The 18726-nt window shown below is 61.9% G+C and carries 19 protein-coding genes; 8 read left to right on the top strand and 11 right to left on the bottom strand.

Going from position 1 to position 18726, the window contains the following annotated elements:
• Nucleotides 1–75: 75 nt before the first annotated feature.
• From C1D09_RS18135 to petA, 3 genes are read right to left on the bottom strand one after another with little or no spacing between them, the layout of a single operon-like run.
• The gene (locus C1D09_RS18135) at nucleotides 76–858 is read right to left on the bottom strand and encodes a pirin family protein (protein ID WP_143975607.1); all 783 of its coding nucleotides are present in this window, start codon (nucleotides 856–858) and stop codon (nucleotides 76–78) included.
• Nucleotides 851–2128, bottom strand: coding sequence for a cytochrome b (locus tag C1D09_RS18130; RefSeq protein ID WP_143975606.1), 1278 nt, complete (start codon nucleotides 2126–2128; stop codon nucleotides 851–853). Before C1D09_RS18130 ends, C1D09_RS18135 begins: the two co-directional genes overlap by 8 nt.
• Before the next feature lie 16 nt (nucleotides 2129–2144).
• Nucleotides 2145–2627, bottom strand: a complete 483-nt coding sequence (gene petA, locus C1D09_RS18125; RefSeq protein ID WP_143975605.1) for a ubiquinol-cytochrome c reductase iron-sulfur subunit — start codon at nucleotides 2625–2627, stop codon at nucleotides 2145–2147.
• A gap of 452 nt (nucleotides 2628–3079) precedes the next feature.
• Between petA and C1D09_RS18120 the strand changes: the two genes are divergently transcribed.
• Nucleotides 3080–3664: a glutathione S-transferase C-terminal domain-containing protein gene (locus C1D09_RS18120; RefSeq protein WP_143975625.1), complete on the top strand. Its 585-nt coding sequence runs from the start codon at nucleotides 3080–3082 to the stop codon at nucleotides 3662–3664.
• Nucleotides 3665–4063: 399 nt separating this feature from the next.
• Complete coding sequence (locus tag C1D09_RS18115; RefSeq protein WP_143975604.1) at nucleotides 4064–4312, top strand: hypothetical protein; 249 nt, start codon at nucleotides 4064–4066, stop codon at nucleotides 4310–4312.
• 250 nt (nucleotides 4313–4562) lie between these two features.
• Here C1D09_RS18115 and C1D09_RS34360 read toward each other — a convergent pair whose 3' ends face one another.
• Both C1D09_RS34360 and C1D09_RS18105 read right to left on the bottom strand, forming a co-directional pair.
• On the bottom strand, nucleotides 4563–4817 hold the full coding sequence (locus C1D09_RS34360; protein ID WP_143975603.1) for an AlpA family phage regulatory protein: 255 nt from the start codon (nucleotides 4815–4817) through the stop codon (nucleotides 4563–4565).
• Complete coding sequence (locus tag C1D09_RS18105; protein ID WP_143975624.1) at nucleotides 4708–5847, bottom strand: mandelate racemase/muconate lactonizing enzyme family protein; 1140 nt, start codon at nucleotides 5845–5847, stop codon at nucleotides 4708–4710. The genes C1D09_RS34360 and C1D09_RS18105 overlap by 110 nt, the downstream gene beginning before the upstream one ends.
• A 133-nt stretch (nucleotides 5848–5980) precedes the next feature.
• On the opposite strand from C1D09_RS18105, the gene C1D09_RS18100 reads away from it, so the two are divergent.
• The 6 genes from C1D09_RS18100 to fghA all read left to right on the top strand — a co-directional run bounded on the left by C1D09_RS18100 (nucleotide 5981) and on the right by fghA (nucleotide 12000).
• Nucleotides 5981–6616 (top strand): GntR family transcriptional regulator, encoded by a 636-nt coding sequence (locus C1D09_RS18100; RefSeq protein WP_246135793.1) that lies wholly within the window; start codon nucleotides 5981–5983, stop codon nucleotides 6614–6616.
• 126 nt (nucleotides 6617–6742) lie between these two features.
• Nucleotides 6743–7981, top strand: a complete 1239-nt coding sequence (locus C1D09_RS18095; RefSeq protein ID WP_143975601.1) for an ABC transporter substrate-binding protein — start codon at nucleotides 6743–6745, stop codon at nucleotides 7979–7981.
• 107 nt (nucleotides 7982–8088) lie between these two features.
• A complete protein-coding gene (locus tag C1D09_RS18090) occupies nucleotides 8089–8991 on the top strand; it encodes a carbohydrate ABC transporter permease (RefSeq protein WP_246135792.1) in 903 nt (300 codons plus the stop codon).
• Nucleotides 8984–9829 carry a carbohydrate ABC transporter permease gene (locus C1D09_RS18085; protein WP_143975599.1) on the top strand — a complete coding sequence of 282 codons (846 nt, stop codon included), beginning with the start codon at nucleotides 8984–8986 and terminating at the stop codon, nucleotides 9827–9829. The genes C1D09_RS18090 and C1D09_RS18085 overlap by 8 nt, the downstream gene beginning before the upstream one ends.
• Nucleotides 9830–9839: 10 nt before the next feature.
• Nucleotides 9840–10919, top strand: a complete 1080-nt coding sequence (locus C1D09_RS18080; RefSeq protein WP_143975598.1) for an ABC transporter ATP-binding protein — start codon at nucleotides 9840–9842, stop codon at nucleotides 10917–10919.
• Nucleotides 10920–11139: 220 nt separating this feature from the next.
• The gene (fghA, locus tag C1D09_RS18075) at nucleotides 11140–12000 is read left to right on the top strand and encodes an S-formylglutathione hydrolase (protein WP_246135791.1); all 861 of its coding nucleotides are present in this window, start codon (nucleotides 11140–11142) and stop codon (nucleotides 11998–12000) included.
• Between the two features lie 24 nt (nucleotides 12001–12024).
• On the opposite strand, the gene C1D09_RS18070 is transcribed toward fghA, so the two are convergent.
• From C1D09_RS18070 to C1D09_RS18045, 6 genes are all read right to left on the bottom strand, one after another.
• The gene (locus tag C1D09_RS18070; RefSeq protein ID WP_143975596.1) at nucleotides 12025–12957 is read right to left on the bottom strand and encodes a nucleoside hydrolase; all 933 of its coding nucleotides are present in this window, start codon (nucleotides 12955–12957) and stop codon (nucleotides 12025–12027) included.
• An 11-nt stretch (nucleotides 12958–12968) separates the two neighbouring features.
• Entirely contained in the window at nucleotides 12969–13982 is a 1014-nt protein-coding gene (locus C1D09_RS18065; protein WP_143975595.1) for a nucleoside hydrolase, read from the bottom strand.
• 10 nt (nucleotides 13983–13992) lie between these two features.
• Nucleotides 13993–14979: an ABC transporter permease gene (locus C1D09_RS18060; protein WP_143975594.1), complete on the bottom strand. Its 987-nt coding sequence runs from the start codon at nucleotides 14977–14979 to the stop codon at nucleotides 13993–13995.
• Nucleotides 14967–16007, bottom strand: coding sequence for an ABC transporter permease (locus C1D09_RS18055; RefSeq protein ID WP_143975593.1), 1041 nt, complete (start codon nucleotides 16005–16007; stop codon nucleotides 14967–14969). Before C1D09_RS18055 ends, C1D09_RS18060 begins: the two co-directional genes overlap by 13 nt.
• Nucleotides 16004–17521 (bottom strand): ABC transporter ATP-binding protein, encoded by a 1518-nt coding sequence (locus C1D09_RS18050; RefSeq protein WP_246135790.1) that lies wholly within the window; start codon nucleotides 17519–17521, stop codon nucleotides 16004–16006. Before C1D09_RS18050 ends, C1D09_RS18055 begins: the two co-directional genes overlap by 4 nt.
• Before the next feature lie 153 nt (nucleotides 17522–17674).
• Nucleotides 17675–18679, bottom strand: a complete 1005-nt coding sequence (locus C1D09_RS18045) for a BMP family lipoprotein (protein ID WP_143975592.1) — start codon at nucleotides 18677–18679, stop codon at nucleotides 17675–17677.
• Nucleotides 18680–18726: the final 47 nt, after the last annotated feature.

Genomic DNA, 18726 nt, shown 5'->3' with positions numbered 1-18726 from the left:
TCGCGACCCCTTGTCCCGGGACGCGGCCACGAGCAAAGTTATTTCCAGATTCTGGGATCGATTGGGCCGGTAGGGTCAAACGTGGGGCGCATCGGCGAGCGGCCCGCCGCCAAAAAGCATCAGTCTCGCTGCGTGAAAGGCAGGCGCCTGGAGCACAATTTCGATGCCGGGTGTCAACACGATCAGTGCGCCCTCTCCGAATGTGCCCGACTGGCCCACAACCCCGACCTCGCCGGCGATCACATAGATCGCACGATCGCGGTGTTCGGGTTTCAACTGATATCGCGCGCTGCCCGTGAGCACAATTTCGGCAAGGATCGTCTCCGAAAAGACCCTGACCGGCGAGATCAGCCCATCGGAGGTCCCGGCGATCAAGGTGAATTCAACGCCGTCGGCGCAGATCCTGGGTATTTCAGACGAGGCAAAGTGCGCGAATTCGGAGGCGACGTCCTCGTGTTGGAGGGGCAGGGCGACACACGCCTGGACGCCGAGAAGATTGCTCCCCGACGCTCGGAATTCTGTCGACGGACGTTGGGCCATTTCCGACCCGGTTGTCATCCAGTTAACCTCGCCCGGAAGGATGGTTTGCATTCTTCCGAGAGTGTTGCGGAGAATGATCTCTCCATCGACCAGATAGGTCAGGGCAGCGAGACCGTCATGGGTGTGTGGCCGCATGTCGAAGCCTTGGCCGGCATCGAACTCTTCGGGACCAAAATGATAGAACTGAATGAAGGGGCCGACCGTGCGTCGATTCAGCAATGGCAGTACCCGCCGGACCTTGAATCCATCTGTCCGGCGAAGGGCCATCGGGAGGATGACGGTGTCGATGCCAGCGATGCTGCTTTGCTGGTCAGTCATGGGTATCTGCCTTTGAGCGGGACGCGTTCTTTTCCAGCACGGCCTCGGTTATCGAACGTGGCAATGGCCTCGGCGTCTCGATCAGCCCAAGCAAGGGCATCACGATCAGGAAGAAAGCGAAATAGTAGAACGTGGCCAACTGGGACATCGTGACGTAGGTGCCTTCCGCGGGCTGTGAGCCGAGCCAGCCGAGAAAGAGCGCGTTGGCCACGAAGATCCAGAAGAATACTCGGTACCATGGCCTGTAGACGGCCGAGCGCACCTTGGAACTGTCGAGCCAAGGCACCAGGAACAGCACGGCGATCGAGCTGAACATGGCGAGCACGCCGCCGAGTTTAGAGTCGATCGGTCCCACATTGAAGGTGATGGCGCGCAGGATTGCGTAGAAGGGCAGGAAGTACCATTCGGGCACGATATGCGCGGGGGTCTTCAGCGGGTTTGCGACTGTGTAGTTGTCCGGATGGCCAAGAAAGTTCGGCAGATAGAAGACGAAATAGGCAAAGAAAAACAGGAACGCCACGATGCCCACCGCGTCCTTGACGGTAGCGTAGGGCGTAAAGTCGACGACATCGGTTTTCGACTTCACCTCGATGCCGGTCGGATTGTTCTGGCCAACAACGTGAAGCGCCCAGATGTGCAGGGTTACCACTCCGACAAGCAAGAACGGCAGGAGGTAGTGAAGCGCAAAGAAGCGGTTCAGCGTCGGGTTGCTGACGCCGAAACCACCGAGCAGCAGGTGCTGGATCCAGTCGCCAACCACTGGAATGGCACTGAAGAAGCTGGTGATGACGGTGGCGCCCCAAAAACTCATCTGGCCCCAGGGCAACACATAGCCGATGAAGGCTGTGGCCATCATCACCAGCAAATTGGTGCAGCCGAGCACCCAGAGAAACTCGCGCGGCGACTTGTACGAGCCGTAATAGAGCCCACGACAGATGTGGATGTAGACGGCGATGAAGAAGAATGATGCACCGTTGGCGTGCAGGGAGCGAAGCAGCCAGCCTGAATTCACATCGCGCGTGATTGTCTCGACCGAATTGAAGGCCAGTCCCGTATCGGGAGCGTAATGCATCGCCAGCACGACACCGCTTATGATCTGCGAGGCCAGCATGATCGTGAGAATGCCGCCGAACGTATAAGCGTAGTTCAGGTTGCGTGGGACGGGATAGACGATGAATGAACTATGCACCAGCCGCGGCAATGGCAGCCGGGTGTCGAACCAGCGGCCGATACCGGTCGTGGGCTTGTAGGTCGAATGTCCGTCGCTCATTGAACTGTCCTTTCCCTCAGCCGATACGAATCCTGGTATCGGAAACGAACTGGAACACCGGCACCGCCATGTTCTCCGGCGCCGGACCTTTGCGGATGCGTCCTGCGCTGTCGTATTGCGAGCCATGGCATGGACAGAGCCAGCCGCCGAAATCGCCGTCCTGGCCGAGCGGGATACATCCAAGGTGAGTGCAGACCTGCACCATCACCAGCAAGGCCTTCTGCCCGGGTATGGTGCGATTGGCGTCGGTGGCGGGCGCGTCGGCGGGAAGATTGGCGTTGCGGGCGATCGGATCCTTGAGGACAGCAAGACTGGCGGCTTCGCCATCCTCCATTTCCTGCCTTGTGCGGTGACGCACCACCACCGGCTTGCCGCGCCATTGCAAGACCACCGAGGTGCCCGGCATCAGCGAAGAGACGTCGACCTCGACCGAGGCAAATGCTTCAACAGGGGACGCCAGTTCGGCGGCCCGTCTTTCGGGTTTGCGAGGATTGGTCATGATGACGGTTCCTGTTGCTGGAGAAGCTTCTTCATCGCGACGGCGGCAATCGACTAGGCAAGGCTGCGGCCGTCATCATCCCCTTGCTCGAGTCGAACCATGCAGGCCGCGGCGGGATGTAAGCCATCGTGCCAATGGCACGTGCGTTCGATACTTTCGATTATGATTTCCTGAGCGAAGGATTGGCCTGACAACCGAGAACGCCATGCGGCGACAGGACACTTCCAGCGGCCATTCCCCATGTCGGGCTTGATGCGCGCGGCAGTCCAAGGACAATTGTCTCGGCCTGCTCACACCTTGGCATAGGCATGCCTAGCTGTCGGCGTCGTAGCTGTCCTCCCTGCCAAAATGCGAGCTTCGGGTGCGCTTTGCAAGATGGCTTGCGCATCGTCGAGCGGGCTGCCGTCCCGCCATTTGCGAAACCTCACCTGCGTTCAGACAAGAGAAAAATCGTGAAACTCTACTACAGCCCTTTCGCCTGCAGCCTCGCCGACCACATCGCGCTTGAGGAGGCGGGCGCTTCCTTCGAGCGCGAGGCGGTGGATCTCGAGACGAAACGAACCGCATCCGGGCGTGATTTTCGCACGGTCTCGGCAAAGGGCTATGTTCCGGCCCTGGTGTTGGATAGCGGCGAAACGCTGACCGAGAACGTCGCCGTTCTCGATTGGATCGCATCGCAGTACCCTGCAGTCGCTGTAGCGGGGCCATTGGGCCGCACGCGCGTCCTGGAAGTGTTGAGCTACATTTCGTCCGAGATCCACCGGAGCTTCAAGCCCATGTGGCATCCCGGCCGGGACGACGAGAAAGCCGGCGCCAGAGCGACGTTGGCGGCCCAGTTCGAGCTCATCGCTCACGGGCTGAAGACAGACTATTTGTTTGGCGATCGACCCAGCGTCGCCGACTGCTATCTGTACGTGATGCTGCTTTGGGCAGCGCGCTTTCATGTTCCCGTTCCGGCCTCCTTGAACGCCCTGCGCAACCGGATGGACGCTCGGCCGGCGGTACGGGTCGCCATGACCGATGAGGGGCTCCTCTAACGGCGCCGGGCGAGCGGGAATTCAACGAGGAGGGTAAGCCATGCTTGGATTGTTCCGGGCACTTCATCCAATCGCTGCCAAGCGGGGCGATGGATTGCGTCCCGAATTTCTGCGCAGACAAATCGAGGACGTTCTGAACCTGGATGTGCCAGACACTCGACCTGTGCTGGGCGGCCCGGCTGAGGAGGAGAGTGCGAAGACTATGACTGCGATGCTTTCGAGTTCGAAATAGCCGCGGCGCTGTCGCCGACGCCGACGTCGGCGACCTGTGGCGTGCCCCGGCTGGCGGCACGTCGATGCCCGGCTCTATCGGGGTTGAGACGCTCGCGCCCTGCGCCCGTGAAAGGCTGCCGCTGACAGCGAGCATTCCAGATTTTAACGCTAGCAAGGAGACCCGATATGAAAATTGTGGTCATTGGTGGCTCACATTACATCAGAGCGAGCACCGTCAAGAAGTTGCAAAGCAAGGGCCATGAGGTGGAAGCGGCGCCCACGCCCGCTCGCGTCAGCACTTACATTACGGACTACCGCGATCCTGGCTACGCTGGCCAACATCTGAGGCGTCTGCTCCTGCATTTGGCTTCGCTGGTTCATGAACTGTGGCGCCACGGACGCGCGTGGCGCAGCAAGCTTGTCATCCGGCCCTGAGGCGAGTTTGCGTCGGTCTAAGCGGATGGATCGCATTAGCGCTCAGTTGCGTTCTGGTCGGAGCACAGTCGTGTGATCAACCATTTTCGTGTCTCCTTTCCAGGCACCCCAACTTTGCTTTCGGCCCATAGTGGACGAAGTCTCCTTGGCCAGTCACTCCCATTGCCGGCCGGGTGCGACGCGGACGGACGTCAGGGCAGGCGGGACCGTCGCGAGGCCTTCCGTGGATGACCGACGGCGATGCTCCTTCTCACACCACGCATCGCGGGGTGAGATTGAAGCGGCGAGGGAACTCGCCGCGACTTTCCATTTCGTAGATGGTGCTACTTGCAAGCGCAACGATCAGCCGGAGTTCGCGCCGCCTGATGGCACGTGCCCCGGTCTTCAGCTCTCTACTACTTCGCCAGAAGGCGTGGATTTTCCGGCGCGGCGCCGAGCTCCGACCGTGCCAGGCGCCTTGGCCTGGTCCATTCGACGCGCGCTTTTTCCGATAGGACCAATCCATGGCCTGGCCGATCGGGCGCGTAGGCGTAGCCGTCCCGGATTTCGATAGGCTGTTCCACCAGGTGATCGAAGTTCTGAAATGAATATTCCAGCCATTCGACCTCGGGTAGCGCGGCCGCCATATGCACGCCGACCTCCAGAAACGTGTTGCCGATGCTGATCGGTATCCCGAGTTCGGCGGCCAGCCAGCCGATGCGCATGACGTCCGTCACCTGGCCGTGGACATTCAGGATATCGGCCGCATTGGCTTCCAGGAGCAGCCGCTTGCCTTGCAAATCCAGGTACTCGCCGCTGTTGATCTGGGTCCATGTGACGGCATGCCTGAGTGTTCGCAACCCTTCATGGTCGTGACGCAGGATCGGATCCTCGACCCACAGAAGTTCGTGGCCGGCCTCGCGGATCGCCACCAATTTCGTGAGCGCCTCCTTCGAGCTCCAGGCCTCGTTCGGATCGATCATGATTTTGGACCCGGCCGGGACACAGGTCTTCAACAGTTCCAGACGCCGCAGATCGCGGTCGAAATCCCGGTGGCCGACCTTGATCTTGAAAGCCGAGTAGCCAATCGACGCCGCGTGGGAGAACAGCGAGACGAAGGCCTCGTCGTCGAGGTGAAAATCGAGGCCGCTGGCATAGGCCTTCACCCGGTCGCGGCGACTGCCAAGCAAGACATGAAGGGGCAGGCCAGCTTCTTTGGCCGCAAGATCCCAAAGCGCCACCTGAACCGCTTCGTGAAAGGGCAGGGAGTAAGCCCGCTGATTGCCGCCGCGCGGGCGGTGCACACGGTGGACCAGGGCGATCGCCTTGTTTCCCTTCAGGCTCGGCCAAACCTCATGTTCGAAAACGCTCTCGATCTCCTGCTGATCAGGCAGTGGGTTGAAGAGCGTCTGGATGAATCCCAGCCCCACCTCGCCACTTTCGGAAACGAGTTCCAGCGCGGCGACGTTGACATCGTCCGCCCGAACCTGACTGTCCCCGATTACCCGGTCGCGGGCGAACTGAAATCGGGTTATACGAAAATGCGAAAGGCTCATCACAGGGGCTTTCTGATCGGTTACTATATCAAACTGATCTATCAGATGGCATCGTACTACCGGACCAATGGAGGGGCCGCAAGTGGCGGGTAAGGCAAAAACCGACTCTTCTCCCCTCGTGGCCGCCGCCCGCATGAGCGATGTCGCCTATGAACGAATCCTGGAGGGCTTGTTCGATCGGCGCGTTCCGGCAGGGGCGTTCATTTCGCAAAACGAGTTGTCCGCGATCGTCGACGTGCCTGTTGCCCCACTTCGCGACGCCCTGCGCGTTCTTGAAGCGGAAGGGATCCTGACCATCCACCCGCGCTCCGGCATCCAGTTCATCAGGCCCGGACTGGAGCTTACGCGCGCCACCTACCAATTCCGCTCCATCGTCGAGCGCGCGGCGGTCCGTGTCTTTGCGGAACAGGGCGACGAAGCCGTCATGAACGCCTTGGAAATCCGGCATTCCAGGCTGCTTCGACGCGTCGAGCGCGATGGTCTGGGACAGGAACAGCTGGAGGAGATGGACGCGCTTGAAGGAGAGTTGCACGGCGCGGTCATCGCCGCGCTGCGCAATCCCCTGATCGACAGCACCTACCGGCGCATGCACAATTACCTGCGCCTGCTGCGGCTCGACAGGAAGATCACGACACCCATCATGGTCCGGACGCTCAAGGAGCACCTCGATATCCTCGAAGCTTGCGGCACAAGGAATGCCGACGCCGCCGAGGCAAAACTGCAGGCGCATTTCCAGGCGGCGATGCAGCGAAGCCTGGGTCTCGTCTGACAGGTCAACCGTGATCCGTCGCTGCGCCCAGCAGCGCGCCGGGCGGTTGCATGGCGTGGGAAAGGATGCTACCCAAACTTCAACTGATAGATCAGATTGATGATCTGATATCGTGGAGGAGGTCGCATGCAGTTGAACAAGAGGCAGTTTCTCATGGGTTCGGCGGCCCTGGCGATGGCAGGGCATGTCGGTGGCGCCCGCGCTGCTAGCGCCATCAGTTACTGGCACCATTTCACCAGCCAGTCGGAAATGGCCAGCCTGCTGAAGATCATCGCGTTGTTTCAGGCGGCGAATGCCGATGTGGCGGTGACGCAGGAGAACATCCCGAATTCCGAATATATGGCGAAGGTCTCTTCGGCCGTGCTGGCCGGCGGCCGTCCGGATACCGCCATGGTGATCGCCGAGCGTTTCGCCGATCTTACCGCGATGGAGGGGTTGATTGATCTTACCGAGCGGGTGAACGGCTGGAAGGGCAAGGCCAATTTCCCCGAGAATCGCTGGGCCGGGCTTTCCAGCAACGGCGCCATCTACGCGGTTCCCGCCTTCGCCTTTGTCGATTGGATGTACTACCGCGCCGACTATTTCGAGGAAGCCGGGTTGGCGGGGCCGCCCCGGAATTTCGACGAATTCCTGAGCGCTTGCCGCAAGCTGACCGATCCGTCGAAGGGTAGATATGCCTTCGGCATGCGCGCCGGCGCCGGCGGTTTCAAATATGTCATCGACGTCATGGAGGCGTTCGGCTCGCCGATCGTCAAGAATGGTCAGCCGGCCATCGACAGGGCCGCGGCGATCGAGGCGATAACGTTCTATTCCGATCTCTTCCTGAAGGAAAAGGTCGTGCCGCCGAGCGCGCCCAACGACAGCTACCGCCAGATCATGGAGGGCTTCCGCACCGGGCAGACGGCAATGGTGTGGCACCACACCGGCTCGCTGAATGAAATCTCGGCCGCGATGAAGCAGGGCAAACAGTTCTCGACCGCACCCATGCCGGCCGGTCCGAAGGCGCATGTCGCTCGCGTTGCCTACGCCGGCAATGGCATCATGAAGGAAGACAATATAGAGGCCGCCTGGCGCTGGGTGAGCTTCTGGGGCGAGACCGATGCTGCCCTGGCCTTGCTCGAAGGCACAGGCTATTTCCCGGCCTCGGCCGCTGTCCTGCAAGATCCGCGGATCACCGGCAATCCAATCTATCACGCGGCGGTCGAAACGCTGGAGTTCGGACGTCTGCCGAACAATTTCGTGGGCGCGGCGGGTTGGTCCGAAAATGTCGTCAACCCGGCTTTCCAATCGGTGCTCACCGGTCAGTCGACACCGGAACAGGCTGTGGACCGGATGATCCAAGGGCTCGAGGCTGCCCTTCGCTGATACGTGCCTGCACGGCCTGCTCCGGCGTGCGGCCATGCTTTGAATGCAACGGGACGATGCTTTCGCATCGCGGATCCATGACATCAAGCTCGAGCGGATATCGGCCTTTGCGGGCTCTCGGCGAACTGTCCGAGACCCGGTACTGGATGTATTTGCTGCTTCTTCCCAGCCTCGTCATGATCCTGCTGGTGATCGCCTATCCGACGCTTTACGGCATGGCCATCAGTTTTCGCGAGATGCGTCTGACGCGTCCCGGGCTGGGTGGCTGGGTCGGCTTCAAACATTATGCGGGAATGTGGTCCGATCCTGTCTTCTGGATCGCGCTGAAGAATACAGTCGTGTGGGTCACCGCGGCCGTCGTGCTGGAACTGGCGCTCGGCCTTCTCGCCGCGACGGCCCTCAACAGGGATCTGCCAGGCACGAAGATCTTTGCCGTGCTGATCCTGCTTCCCTATTTCCTGCCCAACGTCGTGGCGGGTCATATGTGGGCCCTGCTGCTCGATCCGAGGCTTGGGGTCATCAACGATCTTCTTGTTCGCATGGGCGTCCTGCAGACCTACAAGGCATGGTTCGCGGACCCCAATACCGCGCTTGCGGCGACCATCCTTGTAGAAGCGTGGCACGGATTTCCATTCTTCGCGCTGCTGTTGCTTGCCGGCCTGAAGAGCATTCCCGAAGACCTCTACAAGGCAGCGGCGGTGGATGGCGCGGGTGTCTCGGCGCAGCTCAGGCTGATCACCTTGCCCATGCTCAAGACCGTGATTGCGGCGGCGGTGATCCTGCGCGTCATAGGGTTGGTCAATTCGCCCGATCTACTCCTCATTCTCACCGGTGGCGGACCGGGAGACGCCACGCAGGTCCTGTCGCTATACGCCTTCCAGACCGCCTACAAGGAATTCAATTTCGGCTACGCATCCGCGCTTTCGGTGGTGATGTTCGTGATCCTGATGATCTTCGCGGCGGCATATATCCGCTTGTCCAGAATCTCCAAGGGAGAGGGCGATGATTGAAAGCAAGCGCCGCCGGCGGGTGATCGCCAACATCGCCACCTACTTCGTCCTCGCGACCCTGTCGACGTTCTGCATCGGTCCGATGATCTGGATGTTTCTGACATCGCTCAAATATGAGGCCGACATTGTCACCCAAACCATGCAGTACATCCCGAGGCGCGTCACTTTAGACAATTACGTGGCGATCTGGACCCAGTCCGGCTTCCCGCGGCTGATCGCCAACAGCCTGGTCGTCACCTTCCTGACGGTGACGATCTGCGTCGCCACGGGTACGCTTGCCGCCTATACATTTTCACGCTTCGCATTTCGCGGCCGAACGAAGCTCATGCTCGGTTATCTCGTCATGCGCATGTTCCCCGCCGTAATGATGATCATTCCGCTTTATGTCGTCATGCGCGGCGTCGGTCTTGTCGACAGCCGTTTCGGACTTGCGCTTGCCTATACGAGTTTCCTTCTGCCGCTGTTCGTGTGGATGCTGAAAGGTTTCTTTGATTCCGCACCCAAGGAACTTGAGAGCGCGGCGCGCATCGATGGCTCGACAAGGCTTGGCGCCATGGTCCGTATCGTCATGCCGCTGGCGCGCAACGGCCTGGTGGCAAGTTCGGTGTTCATTGCCATCGCCGCCTGGAACGAGTTCCTGTTCGCCTTGATGCTGACGACAGGGCAGGGATCCCGCACCTGGCCCGTGGGCCTGCAGTTGATGGTCGGCGAGTTCCAGCTTCCATGGGGTGTCCTGGCGGCAGGCGGTATTCTCAGCATCCTGCCTGTCATAGCCCTCTTCGCCATCGTCCAGCGAACCATGGTTCAGGGGCTGACCGCGGGCGCCATCAAAGGTTAGGAGTATTCGCATGGCGACACTTTCCATCAAGGATGTGCGCAAGTCCTATGGCTCCGTGCAGGTCCTTCACGGGGTCGATATCGAGCTCGAGGACGGAGGCTTTCTGGTTCTGCTCGGGCCGTCGGGATGCGGCAAGTCGACCCTGCTCAACATGATTGCTGGCCTCGACGACACGTCCGGCGGCGATATCCTGATCGGCGGACGCTCGGTCGTGGATCTCGCGCCAAAGGATCGCAACATCGCGATGGTGTTCCAGTCCTACGCACTTTACCCCACCATGTCCGTGGAGAGAAATATCGGCTTCGGATTGGAAATGCGCGGTGTGGACGCCGACCAGCGCAAGCGCGCCGTCGACGACGCCGCGCGGCTGCTGCAGATTTCGCATCTGCTCGACCGACGCCCCGCCAATCTTTCTGGGGGGCAGCGGCAGCGCGTTGCAATGGGGCGGGCCATCGTGCGCGACCCGGAGCTGTTCCTTTTCGACGAGCCGCTTTCCAATCTCGATGCAAAGCTTCGGGTGGAGATGCGCACGGAGATTAAGCGCCTGCACGAGCGTCTCGGCACCAGCATAGTCTATGTGACACACGATCAGATCGAGGCGATGACGCTGGCCACCAAGGTTGCGGTGATGAAGGGCGGCCACATCCAGCAATTTGCCGATCCTCGCACCATCTATGAACGGCCCGCCAATGTATTCGTCGCAAGTTTCATCGGATCGCCGGCAATGAACTTCCTGCCCGGGCGCCTGGTCTCGGACGCGAATGGCGTGCGTTTCGCAGCGGGCGGCGTATCGGTCGCATTGCAGGCTTCCAAGCAGCCGGTTGATTCCGAGCGCCCGGTGGTCCTGGGTATACGGCCTGAAGAACTAAAGGTGGTCGGGCGCGATGAAGCTTCGGTCGAGGGGGTGATCGATGTCGTGGAGCCTACAGGGCCGGAAACCATGGTGACGGTGCAGGTTGGCGAACAGTCGATCGTCGCCCGCCTGCCGCCGAGGTTTGCAGGTCGGCGAAACGAGTCGATATTCCTGGCCGTCGATCCGGCCAGCGTCAACCTGTTCAACCCCGGCAGCGAGCAGCGCATCGACATTTAAGGGACAGACGTCCGGGCGCTTCCGATATTGTCGGCGAGAAAGCAACCTTTTGCCCCCGACGTTTCGTCAGGGGCGTCGGGCGATCGATCACGGCGGAACAGGCTGGAGCTGCCCTCGCGACCATGGTCCAATCCATCAGGGTTGCCGCCGTCCCGGCCCATGCCGTAGACAGGCGGCGGTTAAGGACGCTTGGCGGAGAAGGAAGAAGATGTCGGACCGGATGAAGACCATCTCCTTGGCCAAATCGCATGGCGGCGTGCAGGGCGTCTATTCCCATGCTTCGGATGCCTGCGCCTGCGACATGATTTTCGCCGTCTTCGTGCCGCCGCAGGCCCGTGAAAAGCCTTGCCCGATCGTGTGGTATCTCTCCGGCCTCACCTGCACCCATGCCAATGTCATGGACAAGGGTGAGTACAGGCGCATGGCCGCGGAGCTTGGCCTGATCGTCGTCTGTCCCGATACCAGCCCACGCGGCGCCGATATTCCCGACGAGAAGGACAATTGGCAGTTCGGCAGCGGTGCCGGCTTCTACCTCGACGCCACGCAGGCGCCTTATGCCACGAACTACCGCATGTATTCCTATGTCACCGAGGAATTGCCGGCGTTGATCGCCAAGGAGTTTCCAGCCGATATGACGCGCCAGGCGATCTTCGGCCACTCGATGGGCGGGCATGGCGCGCTGACGATCGCGCTCAAAAATCCCGAGCGCTTCAAGAGCTGCTCGGCCTTCGCGCCGATCGTGCAGCCAAGCACCGCCGGCTGGTCACGGCCCGCCCTCGAAAAATATCTCGGCGCCGACGACGCGTCATGGCGGGGCTACGATGCCACTTTGCTCATCGAGGATGGCCACCGTTTCCCCGAGCTTTTCGTCGATCAGGGAACGTCTGACGGCTTTCTCAAGGACGGGCTGAGGCCCTGGCTTCTGGAAGCGGCCTGCGCCAAGGCCGGCATTGCGCTGATCCTGCGCATGCAGGACGGCTACGACCACTCGTATTTCTTCATTTCGACATTCATGGACGACCATCTGAGATGGCACGCCGAAAGATTGTCTGACCCGGTACCTGGCACCGGGCCACGCTGACACAAGCGAATATCCCCGAGCGGGCTAATCCCGCAGCAGGTCGAACATCAGCTTGAAGAAGCGGTCGGCATCGACTTCGGTAGCGATACGCGCATTGTCCTTCTCGCCGCGCTCGCCCCAGAAATCGGCAACCGTCGCCCCGAAAGCATAGGTGCCGGACAGATCGACGCCGATATGGGCGGGACGCGTGCGTACCAAAGTCGGATCGATGGCCAGCGCCAGCGCGAGCGGATCATGCATGGCGCCGCCGACGCCCATCGAGTTGCGGTGCAGCTTCTCGTAGAACAGCAGCCAGTCATTGACGAGCTTGCCGAGCGGCGTGTCGATGGTGGCGAGTTCGGCATATTGCGGCGCCTCGATCAACACCTGCATGGTGACGTCGAGCCCGACCATCAGGATCGGCACGCCGCTGTCCAGCACGATCTTCAGCGCCTCCGGATCGCAGAAGGCATTGAACTCGGTCGGCGTTATGATCTCGCTCTTGCGGTAGAAGACGCCGCCCATCCAGATCAGTTCCTTGATCTTGGGCAGCACGTCACGGTGCTTGAGGATCAGGAGGCCGATATTGGACAGGGGGCCGGTGGCGACGACCAGGATCGGTTCGGGCGCGGCACGCAGCTTGTCGGCCAGGAAATCGACAGCGTGCCTGTCGACCGGCTTGATCGTGGCCTGTGGCAGATAGGGTGAGCCCTCGAGGCCGCTCGGACCATCGGCGGTACCGAGCACCAAGGGCCGTGCCAGAGGGCGGTGACACCCCTGCGCGACTGGCACGTCGCCGGCGCCGATATATTCGAGGATGCGCAGCGCGTTGGCCGTCGTCTTTTCGACCTCGGCATTGCCGCAGGTGGTGGTGACGCCAAGCAGCTTTATCGCTGGCGAACGATGCGCCATGACCAGCGCAATTGCGTCGTCGTGGCCGGGGTCGCAGTCGAACAGAATGGGAGTTGCAATGGTCATTTTCTCGATCCTCACGCCGCTTGTTCGTAGCGCGCGATGGTTTGCTTGAAGATGTTCAGGAAGCGGCGGCCGTCGAGATCGGTGCAGATGCGCGTGGTCTTCGCTCCGCCGCCGGGCAGCAATTGCCGGCCGCGATGGGCAACCGTCTGCCCACGCGCAAGGCGCCCGTCCAGCACGACATCGACGAAGAGCGGTTCGGTCATCGTCGCAAGGCCGGGGTCGAAGGCCAGAGCCACGGTGATGACGTCGTCCATCGGGAAGCCGACCAGGTCGAAGAACTCGCGCCAGATATCGACGTAGATCGGGAAGCTGTCGGCAATCATGTCGAAGACGGCGTTCTTGCGGGCAACGGCCTGCATGTCGGCGATGTCGTCGCGCGTCAGCATCGAGGCGGCGACGCGGTTGTCCTCGCAGACGTCGAGCGGCACCAGGATCTTCTCGACATCGGCATTGAGCACGATGCGCGATGCCTCCGGATCGGCCCAGATGTTGTACTCCGACAGCGGCGTGATGTTGCCGGGCGTCTGGAAATTGCCGCCCAGCACCAACAGCCGCTTGAGCGCGCCCGTCAGGCGCGGTTCCTGCAGCAGCGCCATCGCCGCATTGGTCAGCGGTCCCGTCGTTACCAGCGTGATCTCGCCCGGATTGGCCAGGACCGTATCGATGATGAAATCAACCGCGTGCCCCGGCGTTGCCGGGCGGGAGGGAGGCGGCGCCGGCGGGTTGAATTTCTTCAGCCGGTCACCGAAACGGGCGACGAGCCGCTTCTCGAAATGCACCGGCGCCTCCATGTCGGCCTTGGCGTTGCCGACGATCGGCCGCCACGCGCCGGCGTGGACCGGTATGTCGTCGCGCCCGGCAAGCGTCAGCGTGTTGAGCACGACATTGGTGACCTGTTCGATCGGGCCGGCGGCACCGGTGACGGAGGTCACGCCTTCGAGCCGGAGATTCGGATTCGCCGCGGCAAACAGCACTGCCAGAATATCGTCGCCGGCAGAATCCACGTCGAGGATTATGCGTTCCATGAGATTTCCTTCATTGCGGATTCTTGTCGACCGGGGCGCTGTTCCTGTCCACCGACAGAAGTTTCTGCATCGACGCCAGCGTCTCCCTGATGACTTTTGGTCGTGCCCGGTATGAGAGCGCGAACAATGCAGTCAGGGCGACGACATAGGGTACGGTAAGAACCAGATAGGACGGAAATCCGAATGTCTGCAGGCGCAGCGAGAAGGCATCGGCGAAGCCGAACAGCAGGCAGCCGGCCAGCACTTTCAGCGGATCGCCATTGGAGAAGATCAGGATCGCCACCGCCATGAAACCGCGGCCCGAGGACATGTTCTCGGTGAACATGGTGATGTAGCCGAGCGACAGATGCGCGCCGGCCAGTCCCGCCAGCAATCCGCACAGCAGCGAGGCGATGTAGCGGACACGGGTAATCGAGATGCCGAGCGCCTCCGCGGCTTCAGGCTTTTCGCCGACGACGCGGATGTAGAGGCCGAGCTGGGTGCGCTTGTAGAACAGCACCAGCAGCGGCACGGCGATGAACGCTATATAGACGATCGGTGTGAAGCCGGAGATCAGCGGCGCCCATGAGCCGAGCAGCGCCTGGGCGCCTGGTATCTGCACCTTGGGCAGGCCGACAATGCCGTGACCGACGATCGATCCGCGCGTGCCGAAGATCGCTTTCATCAGCGAGATCGTCGTGCCGCCGGCCAGGATGTTGAGCGCCAGGCCGACCACCACCTCATTGGCCCGGAACGTTACCACCAGCACGGCAAAGGCAAGCGCGAAGGCAAGGGCCGCGGCGACGCCGCAGGCGACGCCCGCGAATGCCGAACCCGTCCAGATCGAGCCGATGACGGCGAAAAAGGCGCCGGCCAGCATCTGCCCCTCGAGGCCGATGTTGAAGATGCCGGCCTTGGTGGTGAACGACCCGCCAAGCGCGACCAGGAGGATCGGCGCGGTTGTGCGAAGCGTCGCCGCGATCAGCGCGACGTTGATCAGCTTGTCTAGAATTTCCATCGCCGCTCCCCGGCCTGGCTGTCGCCACGGCGTTTGATCAGGACCTGCGCCGATACGCTCAGGATGATCAGTGCCTGGATCACGGTGATGATTTCGCGCGACGCGCTGGTATCGACCTCGAGCAGCAGCGACCCGCTGCGCAGGGCGCCGAAGAACAGCGCCGTGACGATGGTGGCGACCGGCGAGCCGTTGGCGAGCAGGGCGGCGATCAGCCCGTCGAAGCCGAAGCCCGGTGCAAAGCCCTCCATGAAGCGGTGATGCACGCCGAGCGTCTCGACACCGCCGGCGAGGCCGCCGACGGCGCCTGAAAGCAGCAGCACGACAAAGCCCTGCCGCTTGACGTCGACGCCGCCATATTCGGCGAATTTCGGCGCCGATCCGACCATGGTCACGCCGTAGCCCCAGCTGGTGTAGCGGAAGATCAGCGCCACGCCGACCGCCAGCAGCAAGCCGATCACCAGTCCCCAGTTCAACCGCGAGAAGGCGAAGATCTCGGGCAGATAGGCTGTCGCCAGGATCGGCGGCGTCTCCGACCAGCCGCCGGGCCGTTTGAACAGGAAGATGGTGAAATAGGAAGTGAGCAGCACGGCGATGTAGTTCGACAAGATGGTCGAGACGACTTCGTTGGTGTTGTAGCGAGCGCGGAAAAAAGCAGGGATGGCGACCCAGGCCGCGCCCGCGACGACTGCGAGCGCCAGAGCCGCCAGCGTATGGATGCCCGCGGGCAGGGAGAACGTGAAGCCGACCCAGGCGGCGGCAAATCCACCGAGGAACAGCTGGCCCTCGATGCCGACATTGAACATGCCGCCGCGCAGGCCGATGCAGGCCGCGACGCCGCAGATCAGGATCGGCGTCGTCTGCAGCAGGGTGCCGGCAATCTTCTCCTGGTCGCCAAAGGCGCCGCGCAGCAGCGTCATCAAGACATGCACCGGGCTTTCGCCGACCAGGATGATGATGATCGCTCCCAACAGCAGAGCTACGCCGACTGCGATGATCTGGCCGGAAAAGGCGCGCAAACGGTCGCTCATGCGGGCTCCAACTGCTGCGATACGCCCGCCATCATCATGCCGATCCTGTCTTCGTCGGCATCGTCGCCGGCGACTTCACCCATGATCCGCCCATTGAACATCACCAGGATGCGGTCGGCGAGTGCCGCCAGTTCGTCAAGCTGCACGGAAATCAAGAGGATGGCCTGACCGGCCGCGCGCTGGCGCATGATCTCGTCATGGATGGCCTCCTGGGCGCCGATGTCGACGCCGCGCGTCGGCTGGTCGATCAGCAGGAAGTCGGCACCGTTGGTGAACTCGCGCGCCAGCACCACTTTCTGGATGTTGCCGCCGGAGAGCCGCTTGACGGCGTCGCCGGCTCCTTGGGCGCGAATGTCGAAACTCTTGATCAGCGCCCCGGCATTTTGCGCGATCGCTTTCCAGTCGAGCACGCCATTTTGGCTCCACGGCGCGCGATGCTGGCGGCCCATCAGCGTGTTTGCCGCGATCGATGCATTGCGATCGACTCCGCGCACCATGCGATCGCCGGGGACATGGGCAAGGCCCGCCTGGCGGATCGCGGCGGGAGAGAGCGTGGTGAGGTCCTGGCCTTTCAGCCAGGCTGCGCCATGGCTTGCCGGCCGCAGGCCTGAAAGCACTTCCGCCAGTTCCGTCTGCCCATTGCCGGCGACGCCGGCTATTCCCACCACCTCGCCGGAGCGAACGGCAAAGCTGGCGCCACGAACGGCCGGCAGCCGGCGATCGTCGCGCGCCCACAGATCCTTCACGTCCAGCACGATGTCGCCGTGCAGCGCCGCGCGCGGCCGCCGGTCGAAACTGACCTCGCGGCCGACCATCATGCGCACCAACTCGTCCTTGTTGAGTTCGGATGTCGGGCGCGTCGCAACCTTCCTGCCGTTGCGCAGAACCGTCACCGTGTCGGAAACCTCCATCACCTCTTCCAGATGGTGCGAGATGAAGATCACTGTCATGCCCTCGGCCACGAAGCTGCGCAGCGTCTGAAACAGTTCGCGGCTCTCCTGCGGCGTCAGCACGGCGGTCGGCTCGTCGAGAATGATGGTGCGGGCGCCGCGCACCAGGACTTTCAGGATTTCGATGCGCTGCTCGATGCCGACCGAGAGCAGCCCGACCCGCTCGGTCGCATCGACATGCAGGCCGAAACGCTTCGACAGTTCCTGCGTGCGTGCGATCTGCGCGGCATGGTCGATCAGCCCGTGGCGACGGACTTCCATGCCGAGAAAGACATTGTCGGCGACCGAGAGCGAGGGAACCAGCTTGAAGTGCTGGTGCACCATGCCCAGCCCTGCCTTGATGGCGGCGGCCGGGTCGGCGACCACCGTCGCCTCGCCGTTCAGCCGGATCGAGCCTTCGTCCGGCTGCAGCAGCCCGAACAGGATGTTCATCAACGTCGTCTTGCCGGCGCCGTTCTCGCCGATAATCGCGTGGATCTCGCCCCGGCGCACGGCAAGGTCGATGCCGTCATTGGCAATGAAGGCGCCAAAACGCTTGGTGATGCCTGTCAACTCGACGGCCATCGCGGCTGTGCTGAGGAGGGGCGGGGACCCCGGCGCGTTCGACACGATGCTCTCGCAGATTGGGGGGCTCTCGCAGATTGGACACTGATCCGCCACGGCATGCCGCGACGGATCAGTGTAGCGCTTTCTTGGGAGGAATGCGCTGTTGCCGGCTTATTTCGCCTTGGCTATCACGATCTTGCCGTCGAGGATGCCCTTCTTGATCTCGTCGAGCTTGGTGGTCACGTCGGCCGGGATCTTCGGGGCGATGTCGTCGCAGACCTTGAACTCGACGCCGCCCGACGCGAGGTCGAAGGTGCGGGTGCCGGCGGTGACCTTGTTCCCTCCGACCTCGTCCTTGATCAGCGTATAGACGGCGATGTCGCCGCGCTTCAGCATGCTGCCGAGCACATTTCCGGGGGCAGAGCCGCACATGTCGATATCGACGCCGATCGAATATTTGTCGGCGGCGGCACTTGCCTGCATCACGCCTTCGCCGGTCGGGCCGGCGACGTTGTAGACGATGTCGGAGCCCTGGCCGTACAACGCCTGGGCGAGCTCGCTGCCCTTGGCCGGATCATCGAACGTGCCGGCGAAGACGGAGTTCACCTTCACATCGGGCGCGGCATATTTGGCGCCCTGCTCGTAGCCGCCTAGGAAGTTGCGGATGACCGGGATGTCGCGGCCGCCGACGAAGCCGATAGCCTTGCCGTCGCCGATCTTGGGAAATTCACTGCCCTTGGCCTCGATCATGCTGGCCAGCGCGCCTGCGACGAAGGAGCCCTGTTCCTCTGCGAAATTGGCGTAGATCATCTTGGGATTGTCGAGCACGCCGTCGATGAAGACGAAGCGTTGGTCGGGATATTCCTTGCTGACCTTCTGCAGCGAATCCACCAGCTCCCAGCCCATGACGAAGATGAGGTCGTACTGCTTGCCCTTGGCCAGGTTTTCGAACTGCTCCTGATAGTCCAGGGCGCGATTGCCGGTATCGACCAGCTTGAGGTCGATGCCGAAATCGGCCTTGGCCTTGTTGAGGCCGTTGACGATCGAAACGCCAAAGCCCTGTGCGAAATATCCCGAGATGGCGGCCACTGAAACCTTGGCCTGTGCGGCGGCCGATCCCAACGAAACGGCCAGCATCGTGCCGGCCAGGAACAAACTCTTGAGCGCCTTTTTCATGTTATTCCCCTTCAGCTTTTTTCAGCTTTTGAAGCCACGCCTTGACC

The organism is Mesorhizobium intechi, from assembly GCF_002879535.1.
Taxonomy (GTDB): domain Bacteria; phylum Pseudomonadota; class Alphaproteobacteria; order Rhizobiales; family Rhizobiaceae; genus Mesorhizobium; species Mesorhizobium intechi.
The sequence above is the reverse complement of the archived record's forward strand: the minus strand, read 5'-3'. Positions and strand labels throughout refer to the sequence as shown.